21 protein-coding genes and 1 pseudogene are annotated in these 20,318 nt (G+C 40.8%); 18 read left to right on the top strand and 4 right to left on the bottom strand.

All coding sequences use genetic code 11. The features are described from left to right. The 3 genes from ACFQ03_RS03255 to ACFQ03_RS03245 all read left to right on the top strand — a co-directional run. A partial coding sequence (locus tag ACFQ03_RS03255; protein WP_379286031.1) for an SAF domain-containing protein occupies nucleotides 1–929 on the top strand: 929 nt, incomplete at its 5' end. Nucleotides 930–938: 9 nt separating this feature from the next. Next, on the top strand, nucleotides 939–1,247 hold the full coding sequence (locus ACFQ03_RS03250; RefSeq protein ID WP_379286029.1) for a hypothetical protein: 309 nt from the start codon (nucleotides 939–941) through the stop codon (nucleotides 1,245–1,247). Further along, nucleotides 1,232–2,074 (top strand): MFS transporter, encoded by an 843-nt coding sequence (locus ACFQ03_RS03245; protein WP_379286027.1) that lies wholly within the window; start codon nucleotides 1,232–1,234, stop codon nucleotides 2,072–2,074. Before ACFQ03_RS03250 ends, ACFQ03_RS03245 begins: the two co-directional genes overlap by 16 nt. Before the next feature lie 24 nt (nucleotides 2,075–2,098). On the opposite strand, the gene ACFQ03_RS03240 is transcribed toward ACFQ03_RS03245, so the two are convergent. Both ACFQ03_RS03240 and ACFQ03_RS03235 read right to left on the bottom strand, forming a co-directional pair. After that, nucleotides 2,099–2,449: a DMT family transporter gene (locus tag ACFQ03_RS03240; protein ID WP_379286025.1), complete on the bottom strand. Its 351-nt coding sequence runs from the start codon at nucleotides 2,447–2,449 to the stop codon at nucleotides 2,099–2,101. Nucleotides 2,450–2,452: 3 nt separating this feature from the next. Beyond that, nucleotides 2,453–2,773: a DMT family transporter gene (locus ACFQ03_RS03235; RefSeq protein ID WP_379286023.1), complete on the bottom strand. Its 321-nt coding sequence runs from the start codon at nucleotides 2,771–2,773 to the stop codon at nucleotides 2,453–2,455. A gap of 115 nt (nucleotides 2,774–2,888) precedes the next feature. Between ACFQ03_RS03235 and ACFQ03_RS03230 the strand changes: the two genes are divergently transcribed. The 4 genes from ACFQ03_RS03230 (at nucleotide 2,889) to ACFQ03_RS03215 (ending at nucleotide 6,730) form a co-directional block, all read left to right on the top strand. Then, nucleotides 2,889–3,740, top strand: coding sequence for a LysR family transcriptional regulator (locus tag ACFQ03_RS03230; protein WP_379286021.1), 852 nt, complete (start codon nucleotides 2,889–2,891; stop codon nucleotides 3,738–3,740). A 130-nt stretch (nucleotides 3,741–3,870) separates the two neighbouring features. Next, nucleotides 3,871–5,409, top strand: coding sequence for an MFS transporter (locus tag ACFQ03_RS03225; RefSeq protein ID WP_379286019.1), 1,539 nt, complete (start codon nucleotides 3,871–3,873; stop codon nucleotides 5,407–5,409). Nucleotides 5,410–5,433: 24 nt separating this feature from the next. Beyond that, nucleotides 5,434–6,102, top strand: a complete 669-nt coding sequence (locus tag ACFQ03_RS03220; RefSeq protein WP_379286017.1) for a sensor histidine kinase — start codon at nucleotides 5,434–5,436, stop codon at nucleotides 6,100–6,102. Beyond that, entirely contained in the window at nucleotides 6,092–6,730 is a 639-nt protein-coding gene (locus ACFQ03_RS03215) for a response regulator (RefSeq protein ID WP_379286015.1), read from the top strand. The genes ACFQ03_RS03220 and ACFQ03_RS03215 overlap by 11 nt, the downstream gene beginning before the upstream one ends. A gap of 83 nt (nucleotides 6,731–6,813) precedes the next feature. Here ACFQ03_RS03215 and ACFQ03_RS03210 read toward each other — a convergent pair whose 3' ends face one another. Then, entirely contained in the window at nucleotides 6,814–7,242 is a 429-nt protein-coding gene (locus tag ACFQ03_RS03210) for a hypothetical protein (RefSeq protein WP_379286013.1), read from the bottom strand. A 149-nt stretch (nucleotides 7,243–7,391) separates the two neighbouring features. Between ACFQ03_RS03210 and ACFQ03_RS03205 the strand changes: the two are divergent. After that, nucleotides 7,392–7,577, top strand: a pseudogene (locus ACFQ03_RS03205) (pilus assembly protein CpaF); the annotation flags it as partial. Between the two features lie 185 nt (nucleotides 7,578–7,762). Here ACFQ03_RS03205 and ACFQ03_RS03200 read toward each other — a convergent pair. After that, a protein-coding gene (locus tag ACFQ03_RS03200) for an IS3 family transposase (RefSeq protein ID WP_144941181.1) occupies nucleotides 7,763–8,912 on the bottom strand; the annotation gives its coding sequence in 2 pieces (ribosomal slippage) (nucleotides 7,763–8,639 and nucleotides 8,638–8,912; 1,152 coding nt in all). Between the two features lie 135 nt (nucleotides 8,913–9,047). Between ACFQ03_RS03200 and ACFQ03_RS03195 the strand changes: the two genes are divergently transcribed. From ACFQ03_RS03195 to ACFQ03_RS03150, 10 genes are all read left to right on the top strand, one after another. After that, on the top strand, nucleotides 9,048–9,284 hold the full coding sequence (locus ACFQ03_RS03195) for an SHOCT domain-containing protein (RefSeq protein WP_379286010.1): 237 nt from the start codon (nucleotides 9,048–9,050) through the stop codon (nucleotides 9,282–9,284). A 61-nt stretch (nucleotides 9,285–9,345) separates the two neighbouring features. Then, on the top strand, nucleotides 9,346–10,905 hold the full coding sequence (locus ACFQ03_RS03190) for a recombinase family protein (protein WP_379286008.1): 1,560 nt from the start codon (nucleotides 9,346–9,348) through the stop codon (nucleotides 10,903–10,905). Beyond that, entirely contained in the window at nucleotides 10,906–11,319 is a 414-nt protein-coding gene (locus tag ACFQ03_RS03185) for a recombinase family protein (protein WP_379286006.1), read from the top strand. Nucleotides 11,320–11,346: 27 nt separating this feature from the next. Beyond that, on the top strand, nucleotides 11,347–12,891 hold the full coding sequence (locus ACFQ03_RS03180; RefSeq protein WP_449290178.1) for a recombinase family protein: 1,545 nt from the start codon (nucleotides 11,347–11,349) through the stop codon (nucleotides 12,889–12,891). A 134-nt stretch (nucleotides 12,892–13,025) separates the two neighbouring features. After that, nucleotides 13,026–14,156 (top strand): helix-turn-helix domain-containing protein, encoded by a 1,131-nt coding sequence (locus tag ACFQ03_RS03175; RefSeq protein WP_137743027.1) that lies wholly within the window; start codon nucleotides 13,026–13,028, stop codon nucleotides 14,154–14,156. A gap of 32 nt (nucleotides 14,157–14,188) precedes the next feature. After that, complete coding sequence (locus ACFQ03_RS03170) at nucleotides 14,189–15,142, top strand: alpha/beta hydrolase (protein WP_379286001.1); 954 nt, start codon at nucleotides 14,189–14,191, stop codon at nucleotides 15,140–15,142. Between the two features lie 18 nt (nucleotides 15,143–15,160). After that, entirely contained in the window at nucleotides 15,161–15,883 is a 723-nt protein-coding gene (locus ACFQ03_RS03165; RefSeq protein ID WP_379285999.1) for a CPBP family glutamic-type intramembrane protease, read from the top strand. Between the two features lie 72 nt (nucleotides 15,884–15,955). Continuing rightward, entirely contained in the window at nucleotides 15,956–16,411 is a 456-nt protein-coding gene (locus tag ACFQ03_RS03160) for a GNAT family N-acetyltransferase (protein ID WP_137743024.1), read from the top strand. 33 nt (nucleotides 16,412–16,444) lie between these two features. Further along, the gene (locus ACFQ03_RS03155; protein ID WP_379285996.1) at nucleotides 16,445–18,697 is read left to right on the top strand and encodes an MFS transporter; all 2,253 of its coding nucleotides are present in this window, start codon (nucleotides 16,445–16,447) and stop codon (nucleotides 18,695–18,697) included. A 141-nt stretch (nucleotides 18,698–18,838) separates the two neighbouring features. Then, nucleotides 18,839–19,759 (top strand): helix-turn-helix transcriptional regulator, encoded by a 921-nt coding sequence (locus ACFQ03_RS03150; protein ID WP_252528071.1) that lies wholly within the window; start codon nucleotides 18,839–18,841, stop codon nucleotides 19,757–19,759. Nucleotides 19,760–20,318: the final 559 nt, after the last annotated feature.

Below are 20,318 nucleotides of genomic sequence, written 5' to 3'. Positions count from 1 at the left end.
TAACAGCGACTAAAGAAGAATCGCTGCAAACGGTATGGACTGTGGCTCGAACCATTCCGGCCGGTGAGCAGATCGAACCGGAAGACGTCACGGCGATGACCCTGCCGACCGCATTGGTTTCGCCCGAAATGATCGCTAAGGAGGAAGAGGCGGTCGGTAAACACGCCAAAGTTGAACTTCGCCCGGGAATGCCGCTTCTTGCTTCTGTGCTGTATGAGGGCAACCCGATTGCCAAGGATGTGCGGACACAAGAGTTTCAAATCATTCAGCTTCCGTCGCATCTGGGAAAAGCACAGTATATCGATGTGAGGATCAACTTCCCGACTGGCGAAGATTTCGTTGTGCTTGCCAAAAAGCAGGTGCTTGATCGCGAGGGAACCGTCATTTGGCTGGAGATGAATGAAACCGACCTGCTGCTCACATCAAGCGCGATCATCGATGCTTATCTGCAAGGCGCAAGATTATACGCGGTGCCCTATATCGAACCGGGACTGCAAGAGGCAGCGACGGCGACTTATCCGGCCAATCCGATGGTGTTGGATTTATTGGAGCAAAACCCAAACCTGGTTGAGCAGGTTTCTACTGAGCTGGCTCGTCAGCAACGCGAAAGGTTGGAAAGCAACCTGAATGAAATGAGCGAAGCGGACAAAATGCGGGTGATGTACGGCAATGTCACCGTGCAGCAACAACTCATGAATGAACGGGCCGCAACACAGCAAAGCAATGCCGCTCAGCAAATGCCGCAGCCCCTTAGTTTCCCGGAGCAGGATGACCAAGAGTCGGTGCAAGGAGAAGATGAACAGCCGCCTTCTTCCCTTCCGGTCGTGGTAGAAGAAGAATCGCCCGAAGCGACGTTGCCCGATCCACCGCCTGCATCCGAGCCAGAGTCAGAAACGGCCCCGGATTATTCCGAAATCTTCAATCAATAAGGAGAAACCATGAAAAAGATTGTATTTTTAGGAGCGCCGGATAAAAGCCATGTGCTGTTATTGCTTGGCAAACTCCTGGCCGCAATGGATTACAAGGTGCTGGTGGTGGACTCCACTCTCGCACAAACGACACAGGGATATTTGCCGCAGGAAGAATTACGCGCCCCGCTCTACGAGTTTGAAGGTGTGGACGTGGCCTGTGGGTTTATCTTGTATTCGCAGATGGAACGATACTTGTATCAGAAAGCAAATGGCATGGATTACGATGTGATGCTGCTGGACACCGACCATACCGATTTACATTGCCTGTTTATTTAAAACTTCTGGGCGACGAACAAAGGACCGAAGCGAAAATCGATTGGTTAGGGGGAGGGTTACTCGCATTAAGTGTTGCTCAAATCCTACTCGCGGTCACGCTAAATGCTGGCTGGCTACTTGGAGGACTGCTAACTGGGATTTGCTTTATCATCCGAATCCGTCACGCTGAACATCCATTTGTGCGAACCGTATTATTCCAGAATCGAGAGTATTCCTTCTATTTGATCATGGCGTTCGTAGTGACTGGGATGGGTTACGCGTTATTTTTCACGACTCCTTTATTTTTGTCTGAAGTGCATGCGCTTGAAGCGAGCGTAATCGGGTTAGCTATGGTGCCAGCCGCAGTGGTGACGGCGATTTTGAATCGGCAGGGAGGAAAACTAGCAGATAAAAATGGACCGTCTGCTTTATTTTATACCGCATCTGCACTCATGTTCACCTGCTTCTTTTTGCTTTCTACATTAATGGGTTCAACTGTTTGGCTCATTGTTTGTTTGCTTGTACTGGGGTATGTCGGTCAATCGTTTATGTCGATTGTGATGTCGAGGACGATTTCGTTAACACTTCCAGCAGAGCAGGCAGGGGTTGGAATGGGATTGCTTATGATGCAAAATTTTATTGCTGGCTCGATTGCGATGGGTATTTACAGCAAAGTGCTGGACGTCGGTGCAACACGTACTTGGAATCCTGTATCATCTTCTTTGGCAGGGGTCATCTACAGTAATTTATTTTTTACATTAGCCATTTTATGTGCTGTTGTTGTTATTGTTTTTCGCTTTCAATTGCACAGAAAGCCGAGGGACAATCAATTAAAGAAGGAAGTATAGTTGTGGGATAGTAAAAAACCGACCCTATTTTATTACGGTCGGTTCGTTTTTTCCCGTTATTTGAACCGCGATAAGTCCAACAATAATCAATAATACCCCAGCAATTTGGATCAATGTTAATTGCTCGGCGAGAAATGTGGCGCCGATTAGTGCGACTAAAAGCACGCCGGCTCCGGACCATATCGCGTAGCCAATGCCTATATTCATCCCGGACTTTAAACTAAGAGAAAAAATAAAATAAGACAAAATCGCAAAAAGCAAAGTGATTGTAGTTGGGATGAAAATAGTAAACCCTTCGCTATATCGAGTCGCAATGGCAGCGATAATTTCTAAAGCAATTGCGATAAAAAGATACAAATAGGCGATATGAGACACCTCCTAAACAGCTCCGACCTCTAAACAAACTACACCTAGTATAATGAGAACAACTCCTATGATTTGTCTTTTTGAAAGTGTTTCTTTAAAAAATAGGAGTCCAAAAATGGCGACGAGTACAACGCCAACTCCAGCCCAGATGGCATATCCAATCCCGATGTTTAAGCCATATTGAAGGCTAGTAGCGAAAAAAAAATAAGATGCAGGAATTACGGTTAACGTAATGATACTGGGGACAATTTTTTTGAAACCGTTTGAATAGCGGCTTGTGATCGCTCCAGTTACTTCTGCTAGTATCGTCATTGCTAAAAATAAATAGGCCAAGCTACCCCTCCTCGCATTTTATGTTGTGTAATTAGTATAAACAGGTAAATGTACAATGTATAATGATTGTTAACGATATCTGTATCATTTAAAGTGATGGCTAAGGAGGGGCGAGATGGAACTGAGTGATTTAAAAGTATTTCAGGCGATTGCGGAAGAAGGTAGCATATCCGGAGCAGCAAAACGTTTAGACTATGTCCAATCAAACGTAACGGCAAGGCTGCGGAAGTTGGAACATGAACTCGGTGTGCTTCTTTTTTATAGAAGTGTCAAAGGGATGAATATTACAGAAAAAGGTGCGATTTTTAGGCAGTATGCAGATTCAATCTTGCAACTAGCCGAAGAGTCGATTGCAGCGGTGAAAGATGAAGAAAAGCCTGCCGGTACGCTCCGCTTAGGCGTCGTTGAGACTGTGACGTGTGGTAACTTTATGAACTTGATTTCGACATATCAAGCGCAATATGAACAAGTATTGCTACGAATCGAAACCGGAACTCCATTTGAATTAATAAATAAAGTGAAAAATTACGAACTTGATGCAGCATTCGTTACCGGAGAACTTTCTAATATGAATATGAGTGTTGATTATGCGGAAACGAACGAAATTGTGATTTTGTCGAATAAACGAATGAATTTATCAACATTATTTAAGCAAAAATGGGCGGTTTCTCCTAAAGGTTGTCCGCTCAGAACAAAGCTAGAGCAGTGGTTTCAAGATGAAGGCATCGAATTCAATGATTATATTGAAATCAGTTCTTTAGAGACGATATTAAGCAGTGTAAAAGAAGGGATTACGGCGACAATTTTGCCGAAATCGGTGTTAACAGGATCATATGAAGATTTGCACGTGACGCAGGTGCCAGAACTTTATCGATGGATTGAAACGGGATTGATTCGGAATAAAAATAAGTATACGAGTCGCGCTTATCGTGCTTTCGCCGCGTTAGTAGAAGAACAAGGATTATAGAAAGTAACGGACTCAGACTAAATATGTAGAGATCTCTCCACCCGATGGTTGATTTATTTTTGCGCCATGAACTTTACAATGGAACATACGAAAACATTGGAAGTTGATTAGAAGGGTAGGGGAGATGACGATGAACGACCAGACGATTGAACAACATTCAGCGATTGAGGAAGAGGCCATACGAGCTGGGGTGAAGGAGTGGTTAGGATTAGCTGTATTGATGCTACCGACGATCCTTTTAGCGTTAGATTTTACGGTGCTTCATTTAGCGTTGCCTCATCTTGCTATCGATTTGCAAGCATCTAGCACACAGCAGTTATGGATATTAGACATTTATGGATTTATGATTGCTGGATTTTTAGTGACGATGGGAACGGTTGGTGATCGCATCGGCAGAAGACGCTTGCTTATGATCGGGGCATCAGCTTTTGGCGTCGCGTCTATCGTAGCAGCTTTTTCTTTTAGTACGGAAATGTTACTCGTTACTCGAGCACTGCTTGGCGTTGCCGGTGCGACACTTATGCCATCGACGTTATCGTTAATTAGTCATATGTTTAAAAATGCAAAGCAACGTACGGTGGCGATCAGTTTATGGATGATGAGTTTTTCCGGAGGGGCAGTTTTAGGGCCGGCTGTCGGAGGTGTGCTGTTACAGTTTTTTTGGTGGGGCTCCGTCTTTTTGATGGCAGTTCCAGTCATGGTATTACTGCTTATTGTTGCTCCATTTTTGCTGCCTGAACAACGGCATCCAAACGCAGGGAAGGTAGATCTTCTAAGTGTTGTTTTGTCGCTTTTCGCAATCCTATTTATCATTTATGGCATTAAACATTTTGCGAGCAATGGATGGAATGTAACGGCATTTTTATGGATTGTTATCGGAGCGGGAGTAGGGTGGATGTTCGTTAAACGACAACTGATACTTCGGGATCCTCTGCTAGAGCTGAAGCTTTTTAATAACAAACGATTTAGCGGATCGCTCAGTATGATGTTGGTCGGAGCGATTGTACAAGGTGGCTTCGTATTGCTGTTTGCGCAATATTTGCAAATGGTCGTTCAAATGACTCCGATTGAAGCGGGAATTTGGATGACATTTTTGTCAGTAGGCAGCATTATCGGCTCTCTCATCGCACCTGTGCTGATTCGTTGGACTTCACGTTTCGGAGCAATTGCGATTGGCCTGATCATTTCAGCTGTCGCTTGTTTGCTCATCATTTTTCTTGAAGTAGATTCAAGCATTGCGTATTCGATCATGATCAGTGTGTTACTTACGACCGGTTTTGGTCCGCTCTTTGTGCTGACGACTGATTTGGTTATCGGTTTTGCACCGCCTGAAAAATCCGGTTCAGCAGCATCGCTTTCAGAGACGAGTGGGGAACTAGGGATGGCGCTAGGCGTTGCGATCATCGGAAGTATAGCGACCGCTCTGTATCGGTTTCATATTGATCTTCCTGGTACGGTACCTGAAGAGTTAGCACAGCTCGCTCAAGACACGATCGCTGGGGCAGTAGGAACGATGGACTTGTTGCCGTCGGGGGTTGCTGCCAGCTTACTTGCCCAAGCACAAGCATCATTTATGACTGCTTTCCAAACGGTCGGAGGGATTAGTTTGGCTATACTCGTAGGACTTATTTTTGTTACATTGACTCTTTTTCGTCAAGTCAAATCGTGATATGTTTTTGGTGGAGGTGATTTGATGTCAACAGAACCGACGGTTAGCGAAGTCGAACGTTTGAAAATGCTTCTTATTGAAGAACGGAAACGGTTAGCCCGTGACTTGCATGACTCGGTGAATCAGAAGTTATTTTCATTATTATTGATTGCACGTGGTTTAAACAATCAATTGTCGGATCAAGATGATGCGATTCGAAATGGAATTCGTGAGATCGAAATGCTTGCACAAGAAGCATTAGCAGATCTCAGCAACTTGATCTGGCAAAGGCAGCCGATTGATCCAGAGCAAGACTTTCTCGAGATGCTCGTCGCATATGGCGAAAAAATCGGCCTTCACGTATTTGTAGAGTGTGATGGCGAAGAAGTTGATCTTTCGGCAAGCGACATCGAGATTATTTTACGAATTGGGCAAGAAGCGCTGAACAATGTGAAGAAGCATGCGAAAACAGACGAAGCTGCGATTCGGTTTGAGATTCACCCCCATCAATTGAAACTTGTGATTGCAGATCAAGGCTGTGGTTTTGAAGCAGATGTTCCTAAACAAACCGATCATTCATTTGGCATAACGAATATGAAAGTACGAGCGACGCAGCTCGGCGGAGAAGTTTCGATTTGCAGTTCGCTAGGCAGTGGAACGGTAGTTACATTAATCGCTCCAGTGCGTGAAGGAGAACAGTCAAATGAAAATTAAGTTACTCATCGTAGACGATCATTTGATTGTCATTAATGGATTGAAATATTATTTTCAAACGAAGCCGAATATTGACGTCGTCGGATATGCATTAAATGGGGAAGAAGCTTTGCAGCAAGTGGAAGCAGTAAATCCTGATATCGTGCTTATGGACATTCAGATGCCTCATATGAACGGAATTGAAGCTACGAAACAAATCGTGCAACGCTTTCCCGCGGTAAAAGTGATCATCTTAACGAGTTTTTCTGATCGTGATTCGATCATCCCGGCTATTAAGGCAGGAGCGATCGGGTATCAGTTGAAAGATGTAGATCCGGATGTATTGACTGAAACGATATTTGCCGCGATGGACGGACAAAAAGTGATTCATCCTGAAATCGCAAATAAATTAATGACGTTCGTCGCGTCTGAAGCAGAAGCTGATTTTCGTTTTAACCGTTTAACGAGCAAAGAAAAAGAAGTGCTTTATCATATTACGCTAGGACAAAGTAATAAAGAAATTGCTGCTGAATTGCATATCGCCGACAAGACTGTGAAAACGCATATTTCTAACATTTTGAGCAAAATGGAAGTGCAAGATCGAACACAAGCCGCACTTTATACGTTGCGGAACGGTTGGTTTGAGTAACGAGAGGTTAAAAAGAAACGGACACGAGTGCATGAGAAAAGTTGATCTCGCGCACCTGTGTCCGTTTTTGATTAAACAAATGATTATCCATAAAGATCCCGTTTGCGGTAGCTAACAAATCCGATGGAGATGAGCACGATCGCGATGATCGTTAAGCTGATGAGCGGTAAAGTACTCATTTCTTCAATTGGAACGTTCGGTACATAACCAAACGGTGTGATTTTCGTTAGCCATTCTGGAAATTTGAGCAGCCCGCCTAAGTAAACGACGACAAATGAATACACGAGATAAAGCCAGCTCAAACTTGTAAAGCGCGGCGCGAAGCCAACGAGTAACAATGCGAGTCCAGTCATGACCCAGAGTGCAGGTAAATAAACGATAGACGCAGTGAAGTAAGTCCCAAAAGCGATCGGATCATCCATCACGGCAGATGCTGCGCTCCACAGTCCAACGGCATTGAATAGGAGCATCACGATACTCGTAATGACTGATGTGATCAAGTAGCTGTTCATCAGTTTCCCTCGTGAAACAGCTCGGCTAATAAAATGCTCTGTCCGTTGATGCTGCTCTTCTCCAGCTAACTGGTTTGCCGCCTTCCGTATGGGAAGAAACATGGGATTGGGAAGGGGATGTTCAACTCGGTGAGGTGCCGCGGGCGCATGATAGTGTGTGGGTTTTTTATGAGGGGAAATCCATCCACCTTAGTTTCCTCTCCTTTGGATCGGAACTGGAACTGCGGCGCGTATGCCAAAACATCTACAAGCATAATTTTCCCGGCCAGTTGTCCGAAACGACCGGATACAAGGTGAATGAAATGGCCGACGGTTCTCGTGTTATAGTGCTACAAGATGTCAAGACAGTTTTTTTAAATAGTTTAAGGTGTGAAATAATGCACAATTACCTATTTCTGTGCCCTAGGAGGGCAGGCTCTTGGTAGAGCCAAGATGGAAAGTATGTTTGATAATTCCTTTGGTGTTGTTGTCCACAGGTGGAGGACATAGCCCAAGCGAAGGCGCGGGAGAATGTCCTATATCATTCACATGTGGATAGAAGTTCAACGTCCCGGTTATACACTGCAGCAGGCGTATGATTTTGCAAAGACTGATGAGGTAAGTAGTGATTGTGCAGGTGAATGTAGCGTTCTACACCTCTCCTGGTCTCCCGAGGACTTGTATAGTCGTTGATGTAGACCTCGTTGTACTTCAGGCTGCGCCAGAAGCGCTCAATGACTATGTTATCCGTAGCCCTGCCTTTGCCATCCATGCTGATACGAACATCGTTCTCTTTCAATAAATCGATATACTTCGGACTCGTAAAGTGGCTGCCTTGGTCGCTGTTGACAATCCCAGGCTTACGTCGTGTGAATGCACGTCTCATGGTCTCAAGCACGAAACCGATCTCCAAGCTTTGATCCAGTTGCCAATCTACGATGTAGCGAGAATACCAATCCATGACGGCGTACAGGTACATCCAGCCGTATTTCATGCGAATATATGTAATATCCACACTCCAGACCTGATCGGGCTCTGTAATCTTCAGTTTCCGAAGCAGGTACGGATAGACTCTGTGTTGTAGATCCCGCTTACTCAGATTTGGCCCGGGATGAATAGCCATAAGGCCCATTTCGCGCATGTAGCGCCTTACTGTGTTTTCGTGAATACCATCTCCTTCCCGATTCATAATTGCAGCAATCCTCCGGTAGCCCAGGAACGAATGCTCTGTGTAAATCTCGTCAATCCGGTGTTTGAGGCGAATTTCCTCCGGGGAGGGAGGAACCGGCTTATAGTAAAGACTGGAGCGGTTCAGACTTAATAGATCGGCCTGAACAAAGAGCGAATGCTCGGGGCAATCCCATTCCAGAAGATCTATGCGTTCTTCGCGGGAAAGATTAGAGGCCAGATTTTTTTTTAAGCCACGACAATTGACTGGTCAGCTTTCCAATCTCGGCGTAGAGGTCGTTGATCGTTTTTTCATACTCGTTTTTCATTTTCGTGATGCCTTTGCGATCATCGACAAACAATTGCGATAGATTCTGGACAGCTTCTGATTTCCACCGATTGAGGACATTTGCATGAATACCATGCTCGGATGAGAGCTGCGAGACCGACTTTTCTTCCTTTAAAATTTCCAGTACGATTTGCGCTTTCTCCTCCGGTGTAAACTTTCTTCTACTGGTTGCCATACAACTAAGAAACTCCTTTTTTGCTGTCTAGATTCTATGTAGCATTATACTTTTTTTATGTATTCATTTAATTAAATTTTACAAATCCTCAACTTCGACCTGTTCCCACGGCTATTAGGTAGGAGGTGATTCCTAGTGAATCTGCACGAGGATAAAAAAGTTACGAAGATCTCGGATGAGGTTATAGACAAAAGCACCGAACTAAAGAGAGTATCACAGGAACAGCTACAACGTGAGTTTGATTATATCCAGTCAGAAAAGCTACTTAGAAAGATGCTCGAAAAAGGCTTAATAACTGAAGTAGAATTCAACAAGATAGATGCACTCAATCGCCAAACTTTCTCCCCTTTTTTAGCTGAGATAATGCCCTGAAATTGTTGATATATAAGGGTTTCAGAGGTAACATGTGACCTACCAAGAAGGAGGTGAGAGGATGAAAAAGATAACGAAAATAGAAGGAAATATGGCCTCTTTTATTAAGCCAAAAACGCGAGTAGTTGCCTACTGCCGAGTTTCAACAGATAGTAATGAACAGCTAGTCAGCTTGCAAGCACAAAAGGCCCATTATGAGACCTACATAAAGGCGAATCCAGAATGGGGATATGCAGGCTTATATTATGACGAGGGAATCAGCGGCACGAAAAAGGAAAACCGCTCTGACCTACTTAGAATGTTATCAGACTGTGAAACTGGGAGAATTGACTTAATCATTACAAAGTCCATCAGCCGATTTGCGAGAAATACTACAGACTGCTTGGAGATGGTTCGAAAACTGATAGACCTTGGGGTTCATATCTATTTTGAGAAGGAAAACATCAATACGGGTTCAATGGAAAGTGAATTGATGCTCTCCATTTTAAGTGGGCTTGCAGAAAGTGAGTCAATTTCCATTTCTGAAAATACTAAATGGGCAATCCAAAGACGATTTCAAAACGGAACCTTTAAAATTTCCTACCCACCATATGGGTATCAAAACATTGACGGGCAGATGATTGTAAACCCCAAGCAGGCTGAAGTTGTGAAGTATATTTTTGCAGAAGTATTATCGGGCAAAGGTACACAGAAAATTGCAGATGATCTGAATCAAAAAGGTATCCCTTCAAAAAGAGGTGACCGTTGGACGGCTACTACCATTCGAGGGATTCTGACCAATGAAAAATATACTGGCGATGTTATTTTGCAAAAGACTTATACTGACAGTCATTTTAATAGGCACACCAATTATGGTGAGAAAGATATGTACTTAGTAGAAAACCATCATGAGGCAATTATCAGCCATGAAGACTTTGAGGCTGTGGATGCTGTTCTCAATCAGAGAGCAAAGGAAAAAGGTATCGAAAAGCGCAACAGCAAATATTTAAACCGATATGCTTTCTCTAGTAAAATTATCTGCTCGGAATGTGGCAGTACGTTCAAAAGACGGATTCATTCATCTGGAAGAAAATACATTGCTTGGTGCTGCAGTAAGCATATAAGCAATATAACGGAATGTTCCATGCAGTTCATTCGAGATGATGATATAAAGACTGCATTTGTTACGATGATGAATAAACTCATTTACGGTCAGAAGTTCATATTAAGACCACTTTTGAATGGGTTACGTAACCAGAATAATGCAGCAAGTTTTCGCAGAATTGAAGAGTTGGAAACTAAGATTGAAAACAACATGGAGCAGTGCCAGATGCTGACGGGTTTAATGGCCAAAGGATATCTGGAACCTGCTCTGTTTAATAAAGAAAAGAATTCACTGGAAGCAGAAAGAGAAAGGCTTCTTGCCGAAAAGGATCAACTTACTCGTTCCGTCAATGGCAATTTTGCAAAAGTAGAAGAGGTTGACCGTTTGCTTAAGTTTGTCACTAAGTCCAAAATGCTCACAGCCTATGAGGATGAGCTGTTTGAAAATTACGTAGAAAAGATTATGGTCTTTTCACGAGAGGAAGTTGGATTTGAATTAAAATGTGGGATCACATTGAAGGAAAGGTTGGTGAATTAGATGGGTCACACACCATATGGATATAGAATTGAAGATGGAGAGGCTGTTGTGGATGAAAAAGCATCAGAGCAGGTAAAAGAATTGTATTCAGGATATTTGGCAGGCCTTTCTTTAAAGGATGCTGCTAAACAAGCTGGAATAGACTGCTACCATGCCACAGCAAGTAAGATGTTGCAGAACAAGCACTACCTTGGCGATGAATTCTACCCTCCAATTATTGATGAGGAGACATTTGAAAAAGCCAAAGTAGAAAAACAAAAACGAGCAGAAAAGCTCGGAAGGATATGGGAACCTAAAGATGTGCCAGAGAAGGATTATCCTGTAAAGTTCAAAGCAAAACCTATGGTACAAAAATATGAAGACCCATACAAGCAGGCGGAATATGCTTACAGTTTGATAGAAAGTGAGGTGTAACAAGTGGCGGTAAGTAGGAATGTCACAGTGATTCCGGCAATAAAACGAGTCGGAAGCAATAAGAGCAGTGATAACAAACCCAAAATACGAGTGGCTGCTTATTGCCGTGTTTCAACAGATAGTGAGGAGCAGGCTTCAAGTTATGATATTCAGATTGAGCATTATACAAACTATATTAAGAAGAACAAGGAATGGGAATTGGCAGGTATTTTTGCGGATGACGGTATCACAGGTACAAATACCAAAAAGCGTGATGAATTCAACCGCATGATTGAAGAGTGTATGGCAGGTAATATTGATTTGATCATCACAAAATCCATCAGCCGATTTGCCAGGAACACGTTGGATTGCCTTAAATACATCCGTCAGTTAAAGGATAAAAACATCGCTGTATTCTTCGAGAAAGAGAATATCAACACCATGGATTCTAAGGGTGAAATCATGCTGACCATCATGGCATCCCTTGCCCAACAGGAAAGCCAGTCCTTAAGCCAGAACGTAAAGCTAGGTATTCAGTATCGCTATCAGCAAGGTGAAGTTCAGGTCAACCACAAGCGTTTTCTCGGATACACCAAGGATGAAAACAAGCAACTGGTGATTGACCCAGAGGGTGCTGAGGTTGTTAAACGGATTTACAGAGAGTACCTTGAAGGTGCTAGTCTTTTACAGATAGCAAGAGGACTAGAAGCTGACGATATCCTTACAGCGGCAGGCAAAGCCAAATGGAGACCGGAAACACTGAAAAAGATACTGCAGAATGAAAAGTACATCGGTGATGCCCTTCTACAAAAAACATATACGGTTGATTTCCTTTCTAAAAAGCGAGTCAAGAATAACGGCATTGTTCCCCAGTATTATGTGGAAAACAGCCATGAGCCTATTATTCCACGCGAGCTTTTTATGCAGGTTCAAGAAGAGATGGTTCGAAGATCCAACCTTCGTGGCGGAAAAGGTGGTAAAAAGAGAGTTTACAGCAGCAAGTATGCTTTATCGAGTATTGTTTACTGCGGACAGTGCGGTGATATTTACCGACGGGTACATTGGAATAACCGAGGCTACAAGTCTATTGTTTGGAGATGCGTCAGCCGATTGGAGGAAAAAGGGTCTGAATGTACTGCTCCTACCATAAACGAGGAAACATTACAGAAAGCAGTGGTCAAGGCTATTAACGAACTTTTGGCTAACAAAGAACCATTCCTCTCAACGTTACAGAAAAACATAGCTACTATATTTAATGAAGAAAATGATAATGCCACCGAAGATATTGATAGTAAATTGGAAGAATTACAACAACAGCTTCTTATACAAGCAAAGTCCAAGAATGACTATGAAGATGTGGCTGATGAAATTTACCGCCTTCGAGAATTAAAGCAAAATGCACTAGTTGAAAATGCAGAGAGAGAAGGAAAAAGGCAACGAATCGCTGAAATGACTGATTTCTTGAATGAACAATCCTGCGAGTTGGAGGAATATGATGAGCAGTTAGTAAGGAGACTTATTGAAGAAATAACGGTATTCAATGATAAATTTCTAGTTAAGTTCAAATCAGGTATTGAAGTTAATCAGGAATAATACTGTAATGAATATTTCATTGGATATTAGTTGATTAATTCAACTAATAGTTGAATTAATAGTATATAAACAACTATAATTCCCTTGTTGGATTTATTATCTGTATTTATACTTTTATTGAAAGGAGAAATTTTATGAGGGAGTTTAAATTTTCGGACAATGTTATATTTTTGCGAAAAAAATTTGGAATGACCCAAGGGGATGTTGCCGCTTATATAGGGGTATCGGGTGCAGCAGTGTCTAAATGGGAACAGGGATTAAGTTATCCAGATTTATCCTTGCTACCTAAATTGGCATCTTTGTTTCACACGACCATTGACGAATTGTTGGGATATGAACCACAACTGACTGCGCATAAAATAATGGAAATGTACCATAATTTTTCAAAGCGATTCCTTGAAGAAAGTTTTGAAACAGTTCAAGCGGATGTGGAGAAGATGGTAAAAGAGTATTATTCCTGTTTCCCGTTATTAGTAAGAATGGCTCAGTTGTATTTGAACCACTATTCCTACTCACAAAATTCTCAAAGTGTTTTGGAACGAATCGTCGAATGGTGCGGGCGTGTCGTAGAATTAAGCGACGATCACAAACTGATCCAAGAAGCGCAGATCATTTATGGCTCTGTATTGTTAATTAAGAACAATCCACAAGAGCTTTTAAAAAGTGTAGGATCTGAAGTTCCTATTCAATTGGGGGTAGAAAAACTGATAGCAGAAGCTTATGCGATGCTTAAAGATTATGATAAGGTCAAAGAAACATTGCAGGTTACTACGTTTCAACACTTATTTAGTATGGTATTAAGCGAGATAGAATTATTGAAATATACTTCAGATAGTCAAAATCTATTTGATGAAATGGTCAATCGTCTGGAAAAAGTGATAGACATATACCATATTGAACAATTAAATGGTCTTATAAAACTCATCTTTTTTTATGAAGCTTCGTTAGGCTATATGAAACAACATCGGCATACAGACGCATTGCGTATGCTAGAGCACTTTTATCATACAAATAAACATCTGTCATTTCCTATTAAAATTAGCGGGGATAATTATTTTTATACCGTTGACAATTGGATTGAACAGAATATTCGCTCGGGTCCTTATGCTCCGCGCAATGAGCAAGCTATCAAAGACGATTTGCTGAACATGTTACAGAAAGAACCACTATTTGTTCCGTTACATGAAGATCCAAAATTCAAGTGGATAGTCAACAACTTGCAACGTATGTTTCAATCCAAGCGAGAAAACGGATCAATCAATTGAAAGCTAACAAAATGCTGATACGGAGGATAATGATGATAAAAGAAGATATAAAAATTCCAGTAGATTATGGGAGAATCGAAATCGCTGCAACAGTGGAAAAACCTGGAGATGAAAAAAATTCGGACGTTCTCATTGTGATGATTCCAGGAAGCGGACCAGTTAACCGCGACGGCAATATGAGAGGAATGCGTGCAAGTATTTATCAACAACTTGCTGATGCATTGGTACAGTCGGGATTTGCTACCTTAAGATATGACAAAATTGGCGTAGGAGAAAGTACAGGCGATTTTAACCGCGCGGGACTTGACGATGCAGTTCAATGCGTAAGCGACATCATTGATTATTGCAACTCATCTGAGGATATGGCATTTACAAAAATCTTTTTGCTAGGACATAGTGAGGGCACGATTATAGCCACACTATCCGCCAGTCGAAAACAGGTGGATGGAATCATTTTATTGTGTGGTGCCGGCACATCATTGAAAAGTGTCATAACCTCTCAAAATGAGGCATTATTATCAGAAATCGCTAGAAAATCCGGGTTTGCCGGAGCGCTTCTGCGCAAGCTTGTGTCGCCTGAAAAACAGCGGCTCAAGCAGAAAAAGCTATTTGATAAAGTCATGCAAACGAATAAAGCGACTGTAAGGATTAGTGGACAGATCGTTCAAGCGAAGTGGTTAAGAGAGCATTTATTTCTGAACGATCAACAAATTTTGCAGCTGTTGTCCTCATTAACGTGCAAAGTGCTAGCCATTTACGGAAGCAAAGACGTCCAATCGCCAATAAAGCCTTTCTATCATTTGAAAAATTTAGATTTAGACCATGTTCAAACGGTAATGATTGATGATATGAATCATATGTTGAAGAAGCAAAAAGAAGCTTGTACTTTATTAGCATTAAAAAAAATCTATAAAAAATCGGCTAATGAACCAATTGTCTCTGAACTTGTCGATGAGATTAAGAATTGGCTTCAAGCTGTGCGCTGAGAATGTTAGGAGATGTTAATGATGAAAAAAGTGATTGCTGTATTCATTTTAGGGTTGGTAGCAGGTGCGATTTTAGGAGCACAGCAAGTCATGTCTTTAACGCCTGAAAGGGAAAGCCAAATCGTTGCCCAACTCGGGTCAAAGCAAGTCATTATTATCGTGGCTATGTTGCAAACAGCAGTTATGACGGGTATTGCCACGATAGTAGGATCTTGGGCTTCTCCAAAGGTAGGTTTGAACAAACCGATTATTTATAACAGAAAAAGCATTGCCGCGGCAGTGGTTATCGGACTCGTATCTGCCAGCCTCATCGTCATTCCGGAAAAGCTTGTCTTTGCCGAAGTATTGGGGCTGGAGGATAAATTTGAATTCTCCTGGCTTTATTTTCTTGGCAGCGTATTATACGGGGGAATTATTGAAGAAATACTTCTAAGGTTTGGACTTATGACGCTTATTATATGGATTGCCAGCAAAATGACGAAATCTACAAATAGCAATGGAATTTACATTGCCGGTATTATCATCGCCGCGCTCCTATTTGCAGCTGGACATCTTCCTGCGACCGCGCAAATGTTGGGGTTAAGCCAAGTGTCTGTCATCCGCACGTTGTTTCTTAATTTTTTGCCGGGGATTGGGTTCGGCTATTTATATTGGAAGCACGGATTAGCATATGCAATGCTGGGACATATCTCTACGCACGTCATTAGTCAATGGCTCCTTCTCCCTTTATTGTTCAATTAAATGGAGAACAAGAGAAACAGAATATGAATGGATTGCGCAGATTTTTACAGAATGTTCGGGGTTTAAGCAACGATGGAAGAACTTATATTTCACGACATTAACATGGAACACATTCCGATTGTGAATAGTTGGTATTGCGATACTGACAGTTTTCATGTTGAGAAGCTGACAGAATTTATCCATTATGTAACTTCAAATTCTGATTATGACTGCTGGATGATTTCAAGCAATAACGAGTTTATAGGTAAAGTAGGTGTTGAAATAGAAGAAGACAAGGCCTACATATCCATTATAATAAGGCCTGATTACAGGCGCAAGGGATACGGAAAAAAAGCACTTCAGCAAATCATAAATAAATATATGAATACCGTTATAAAACAAATGATCGCCGGTATTTTCCATACTAACGAGGCAAGCAAACGATTATTTTTGTCCGTTGGATTTATTCCTTTGTCCAATGATCCTGATGAAGATGGTTTTATAAATGTTGTATTTCACTATAAAGAGAAAACATCATCGATTTTTTAGTTTATATTTTTTGAAAAGGAGGTAGAGAACGTTATGCCAGAAAATAAAACTTCAAAAGTTAAATTTTTATATAGGATGAATATGTTTAAGCATTGGGCACAGCTTTCCACAGGATGGAAAGGAGCAGCAATAGGATTGGGTACCGTATCTTTACTATTATACATTGTACAAGGGTATTACATGATAGGAACTCGTGGAATCGTAGATTACATGATTGGTAGTGTTGTTTTTCTGTTTACGATGATCTTATTATCTGGCTTCATCACATTGTTCATTTATTGGACGAAGAAAATACCTTCTCTTTACATGTGGATCGCACTCGCCTGCTTTTTCCTGGTGTTTATATGTTTTATCGGTCCTTTGAAATTAATGTTTATTGTCACACTATCCATCATGGTTTCCTTTTCTATCATGGGGATGACGATTTGGTGCATGTTGAAAGGTCAATATCGTCAGTCAAGTAAGATATCAAAAATCATGACGATCGTGCTGTCATTTTGTTCACTGGCCTATATTCTTATTGGTGGTTATTGGTTATTTCATAATGGTGATAACGAATTGCCGATGTTATATAAACTGAAGACGATGAAAGCAATGGAACAGTATTCGCTCCCATTGGCAAATCCATCTGAACTGGGGGATTATCATGTAAAGACATTATCGTATGGAGGCGCCAACAGCTATCGAAAGGAATTCAATGCTGAACATTCACTGATTACGAAGCCAGTGGATGGTTCGTCATTTGTGGAAAATTGGTCCTCCATCCGCACGAAAACATTTGGATTCGGGCCTGATCAAATGCCGCTTAACGGAACCGTATGGTATCCCGATGGAAAAGGAACGTTCCCCTTGATCATCGCCGTTCATGGTAATCATCTAGCAACTGATTATTCAGATTCTGGATATGCTTATTTAGGGAACCTGCTTGCCAGCAAAGGTTATATTTTTGTATCAATTGATGAAAACTTTCTGAATACTTCGCCATATGATGACTTATTCATGTTGAAGGTATTAAAAAATGAGAATCCGGCTCGTGGTTGGCTTATTTTAGAACATTTAAAGGTATGGAAGAAGTGGAATCATACAAAGGATCATCCATTCTTCAACAAAGTGGATATGAACCGAATTTCATTGATTGGACATTCTCGTGGTGGTGAGGCGGTGGCGATAGCGGCTCTTTACAATCAATTGCCTTCATATCCTGAAAATGGAACTATCAAATTCGACTATCATTTTGGCATTCGTTCCATTATTTCTATTGCAGGTACTGACAGTCAATATAAACCTGCGGGACAACTGACCCATTTGAAAGATATCAGTTATTTAGCCATTCAAGGATCACATGACATGGATGTAAGTTCGTTTGACAGTGTCAATCAGTACGAGAGAATTGATTTTACAGAAAATAGTCCCCATTTTAAATCAACGATCTATGTATATGGGGCTAACCATGGACAGTTTAACACAAAATGGGGAAAATATGACGGAATAGGTTTTGGTAATAGGCTCTATAATACAGCAAAAATTTTACCACAGGAGGAACAATTACAAATCGGGAAGGTGCTTGTTTCTTCATTTTTGGAAGCAACCTTGAAACAAAAAACAGAGTATCGACGTATATTTCAAGATATTGGTTATGCCAAGGACTGGCTTCCGGATACGATGTATATCAGTGATTACTGGGATGGAAATACTGTGATGGTTGCAAACTTTGATGAGGACATTGATTTTTCTACGACGACATTAAAAGGGGGAAGATTGACTGGAAAGGCATTGAAGGCGTGGATCGAAGAGAAGGTCAAGATGAAATATGTTGATGGCCTACATCGTGCGGTTAGGCTTGACTGGGATCGTGCAACGACTAATAAAGTTCCAAACTACGGGGTTTTACTATCTGATATAGAAATTGATACAAAAGGAAGTGATTATATCGTTTTCTCAATGGCTGATCGAGAAGAAAAAAAGTTGGACGCAAAGAAACCACTACTCGATCTGTCTGTACAGGTAGAGGATCGCAGCGGCAATATAGCAAGCTTGCCATTAAGCAGTGTTACCTTCTTGTTGCCAATGCTTGAAGGGGATATTGTGAAATGGCCATTTACATCTTTGCTACCAACGAAAGAGCCGATATTTCAGAATTTTGCCTTTCAGTTGGAAGAGTTTAAAAAAGTGAATAAGCAATTTGAACCAGAAAATATGACAAAGATTAAATTTGTCTTTGATAAAAGCGACAAAGGGTCAATTTATTTAACCAACATCGGGATTCGTAAAGAGTTTTCCGATTAGTCCGGATTCACTGCTTATCAGATAGTTTAGTAAGTTTTTACCTTTATGTAAGATGATTATTAAATGTTGTGCAGAATTTGTATGTTAAATGTAAAGAAACGGGGCAATAAAAGATTTAACATATAAATGAAAGGAGGAAAAATGAATTATAGTAAAACATTTGGTAAGGTTATTAAATACCTTGAGGAGTTAGTTGTTAGCGGCGATGAAATTGATTATGAGGAGATTGGAAGAATTGTAGTTGCTCCGGTAGCTTTGTTTCAAAGAATATTTGTTTTTATTTCAAATGTTACGATTGCTGAATATGTAAGAAAACGAAGGCTAACGCAAGCAGGACTTGATTTAAAGAAAGGTAACGATTCTGTTATTGATATAGCGTTTAAGTATGGTTTTCATTCACATTCTGCTTTTTCAAGAGCATTCAAGGAATACCACGGAATCACACCTTCTCAAGCAAAACAAAAAAATGCAAAGCTCAATGAATATTACCCAATGAATTATCTTGATATGAGATATATAGGAGGGAAAAGAATTATGGCAGAATTAAAGAAGATTGTTTATAAGGAATTTGAGGAACGTCTAATGGTCGGAGTTCATAATAACACTTCATTTTTTGAGGCTGGGAACGCATGGAAATCTTATTTTGAAAGTGATAAGATTGACTATTTAAAAAGTTTATCTGAATTTACTTATTGTGAGGATATTGATGAAAATGATGGTATAGGAATGATGTTTAATTTTCAAGATACAAATACTTTTGAATTAATATTAGGAGATTTTATGAGGGTAAATACACCGGTTCCCCATGATCTGTACCAAAAACATATTCCAAGCGGAACGGTTGCTTGTATCCAAATTGAGGGAAATAACATCACAGAAATTGTTGACTCAGCCTTCTTGTTAATTACAGAAGCCATTGAAAAAACTGATCAAGAAATTGATTTTGAACAGTTTTATTGGTGTGAGATATATACAAAAGAACGATATTCCCTTCCATTAAGTCGTGGTGAAAAAGTAGTTATCGATTATATTTTGCCAGTAAAATTAAAAAAAGACGAATAAGCCTCTTGTTTAATAAAATTCATAAGTAGTTTACCACATATTTTTATAACGAAAATATCGACATATAGTTATTTCAAATGGTTTCAATCAGGTGTTTGAAGGATTGAAACCATTTTTGTATGTTATTATTGATTGGAGAATGAACTCTTCGCAACGATATATTACGGAAGGTCTTCCTTTTACTGATTACATAAAAAAATATATACTTATACTAAGAAAAGTTAATTCATCATTGATATGTTTCCCCATACTTCATTTCTAAAAAAAACAGATAAAATCTATTGATATGTTCCCTCATACGTGGGATAAAAAATAGACACTAGACATCAATGCCATCAACTCGAGCCATGTGGAGTGTGTAATAGGAATATGTCGAGACGATACGTAGAAGTGCTGAATTATCAGTATTCTGCAAAGTATGCTTCGTTTACGACTAATGGAAAGGACTACAGGAATAAGATACTGAACGATAAGATCGAGGTTTCTATTATTATCGACTTGGAATGGATAGATACACCTAGTGATTTTTAATTGAAAACAAGAATATCCAAGAGAGCGT

This window comes from Paenibacillus residui (genome assembly GCF_042677205.1).
Taxonomy (GTDB): domain Bacteria; phylum Bacillota; class Bacilli; order Paenibacillales; family NBRC-103111; genus Paenibacillus_L; species Paenibacillus_L residui.
Note: the sequence above shows the minus strand (reverse complement) of the source record. Positions and strands in the feature narration are given on the sequence as shown.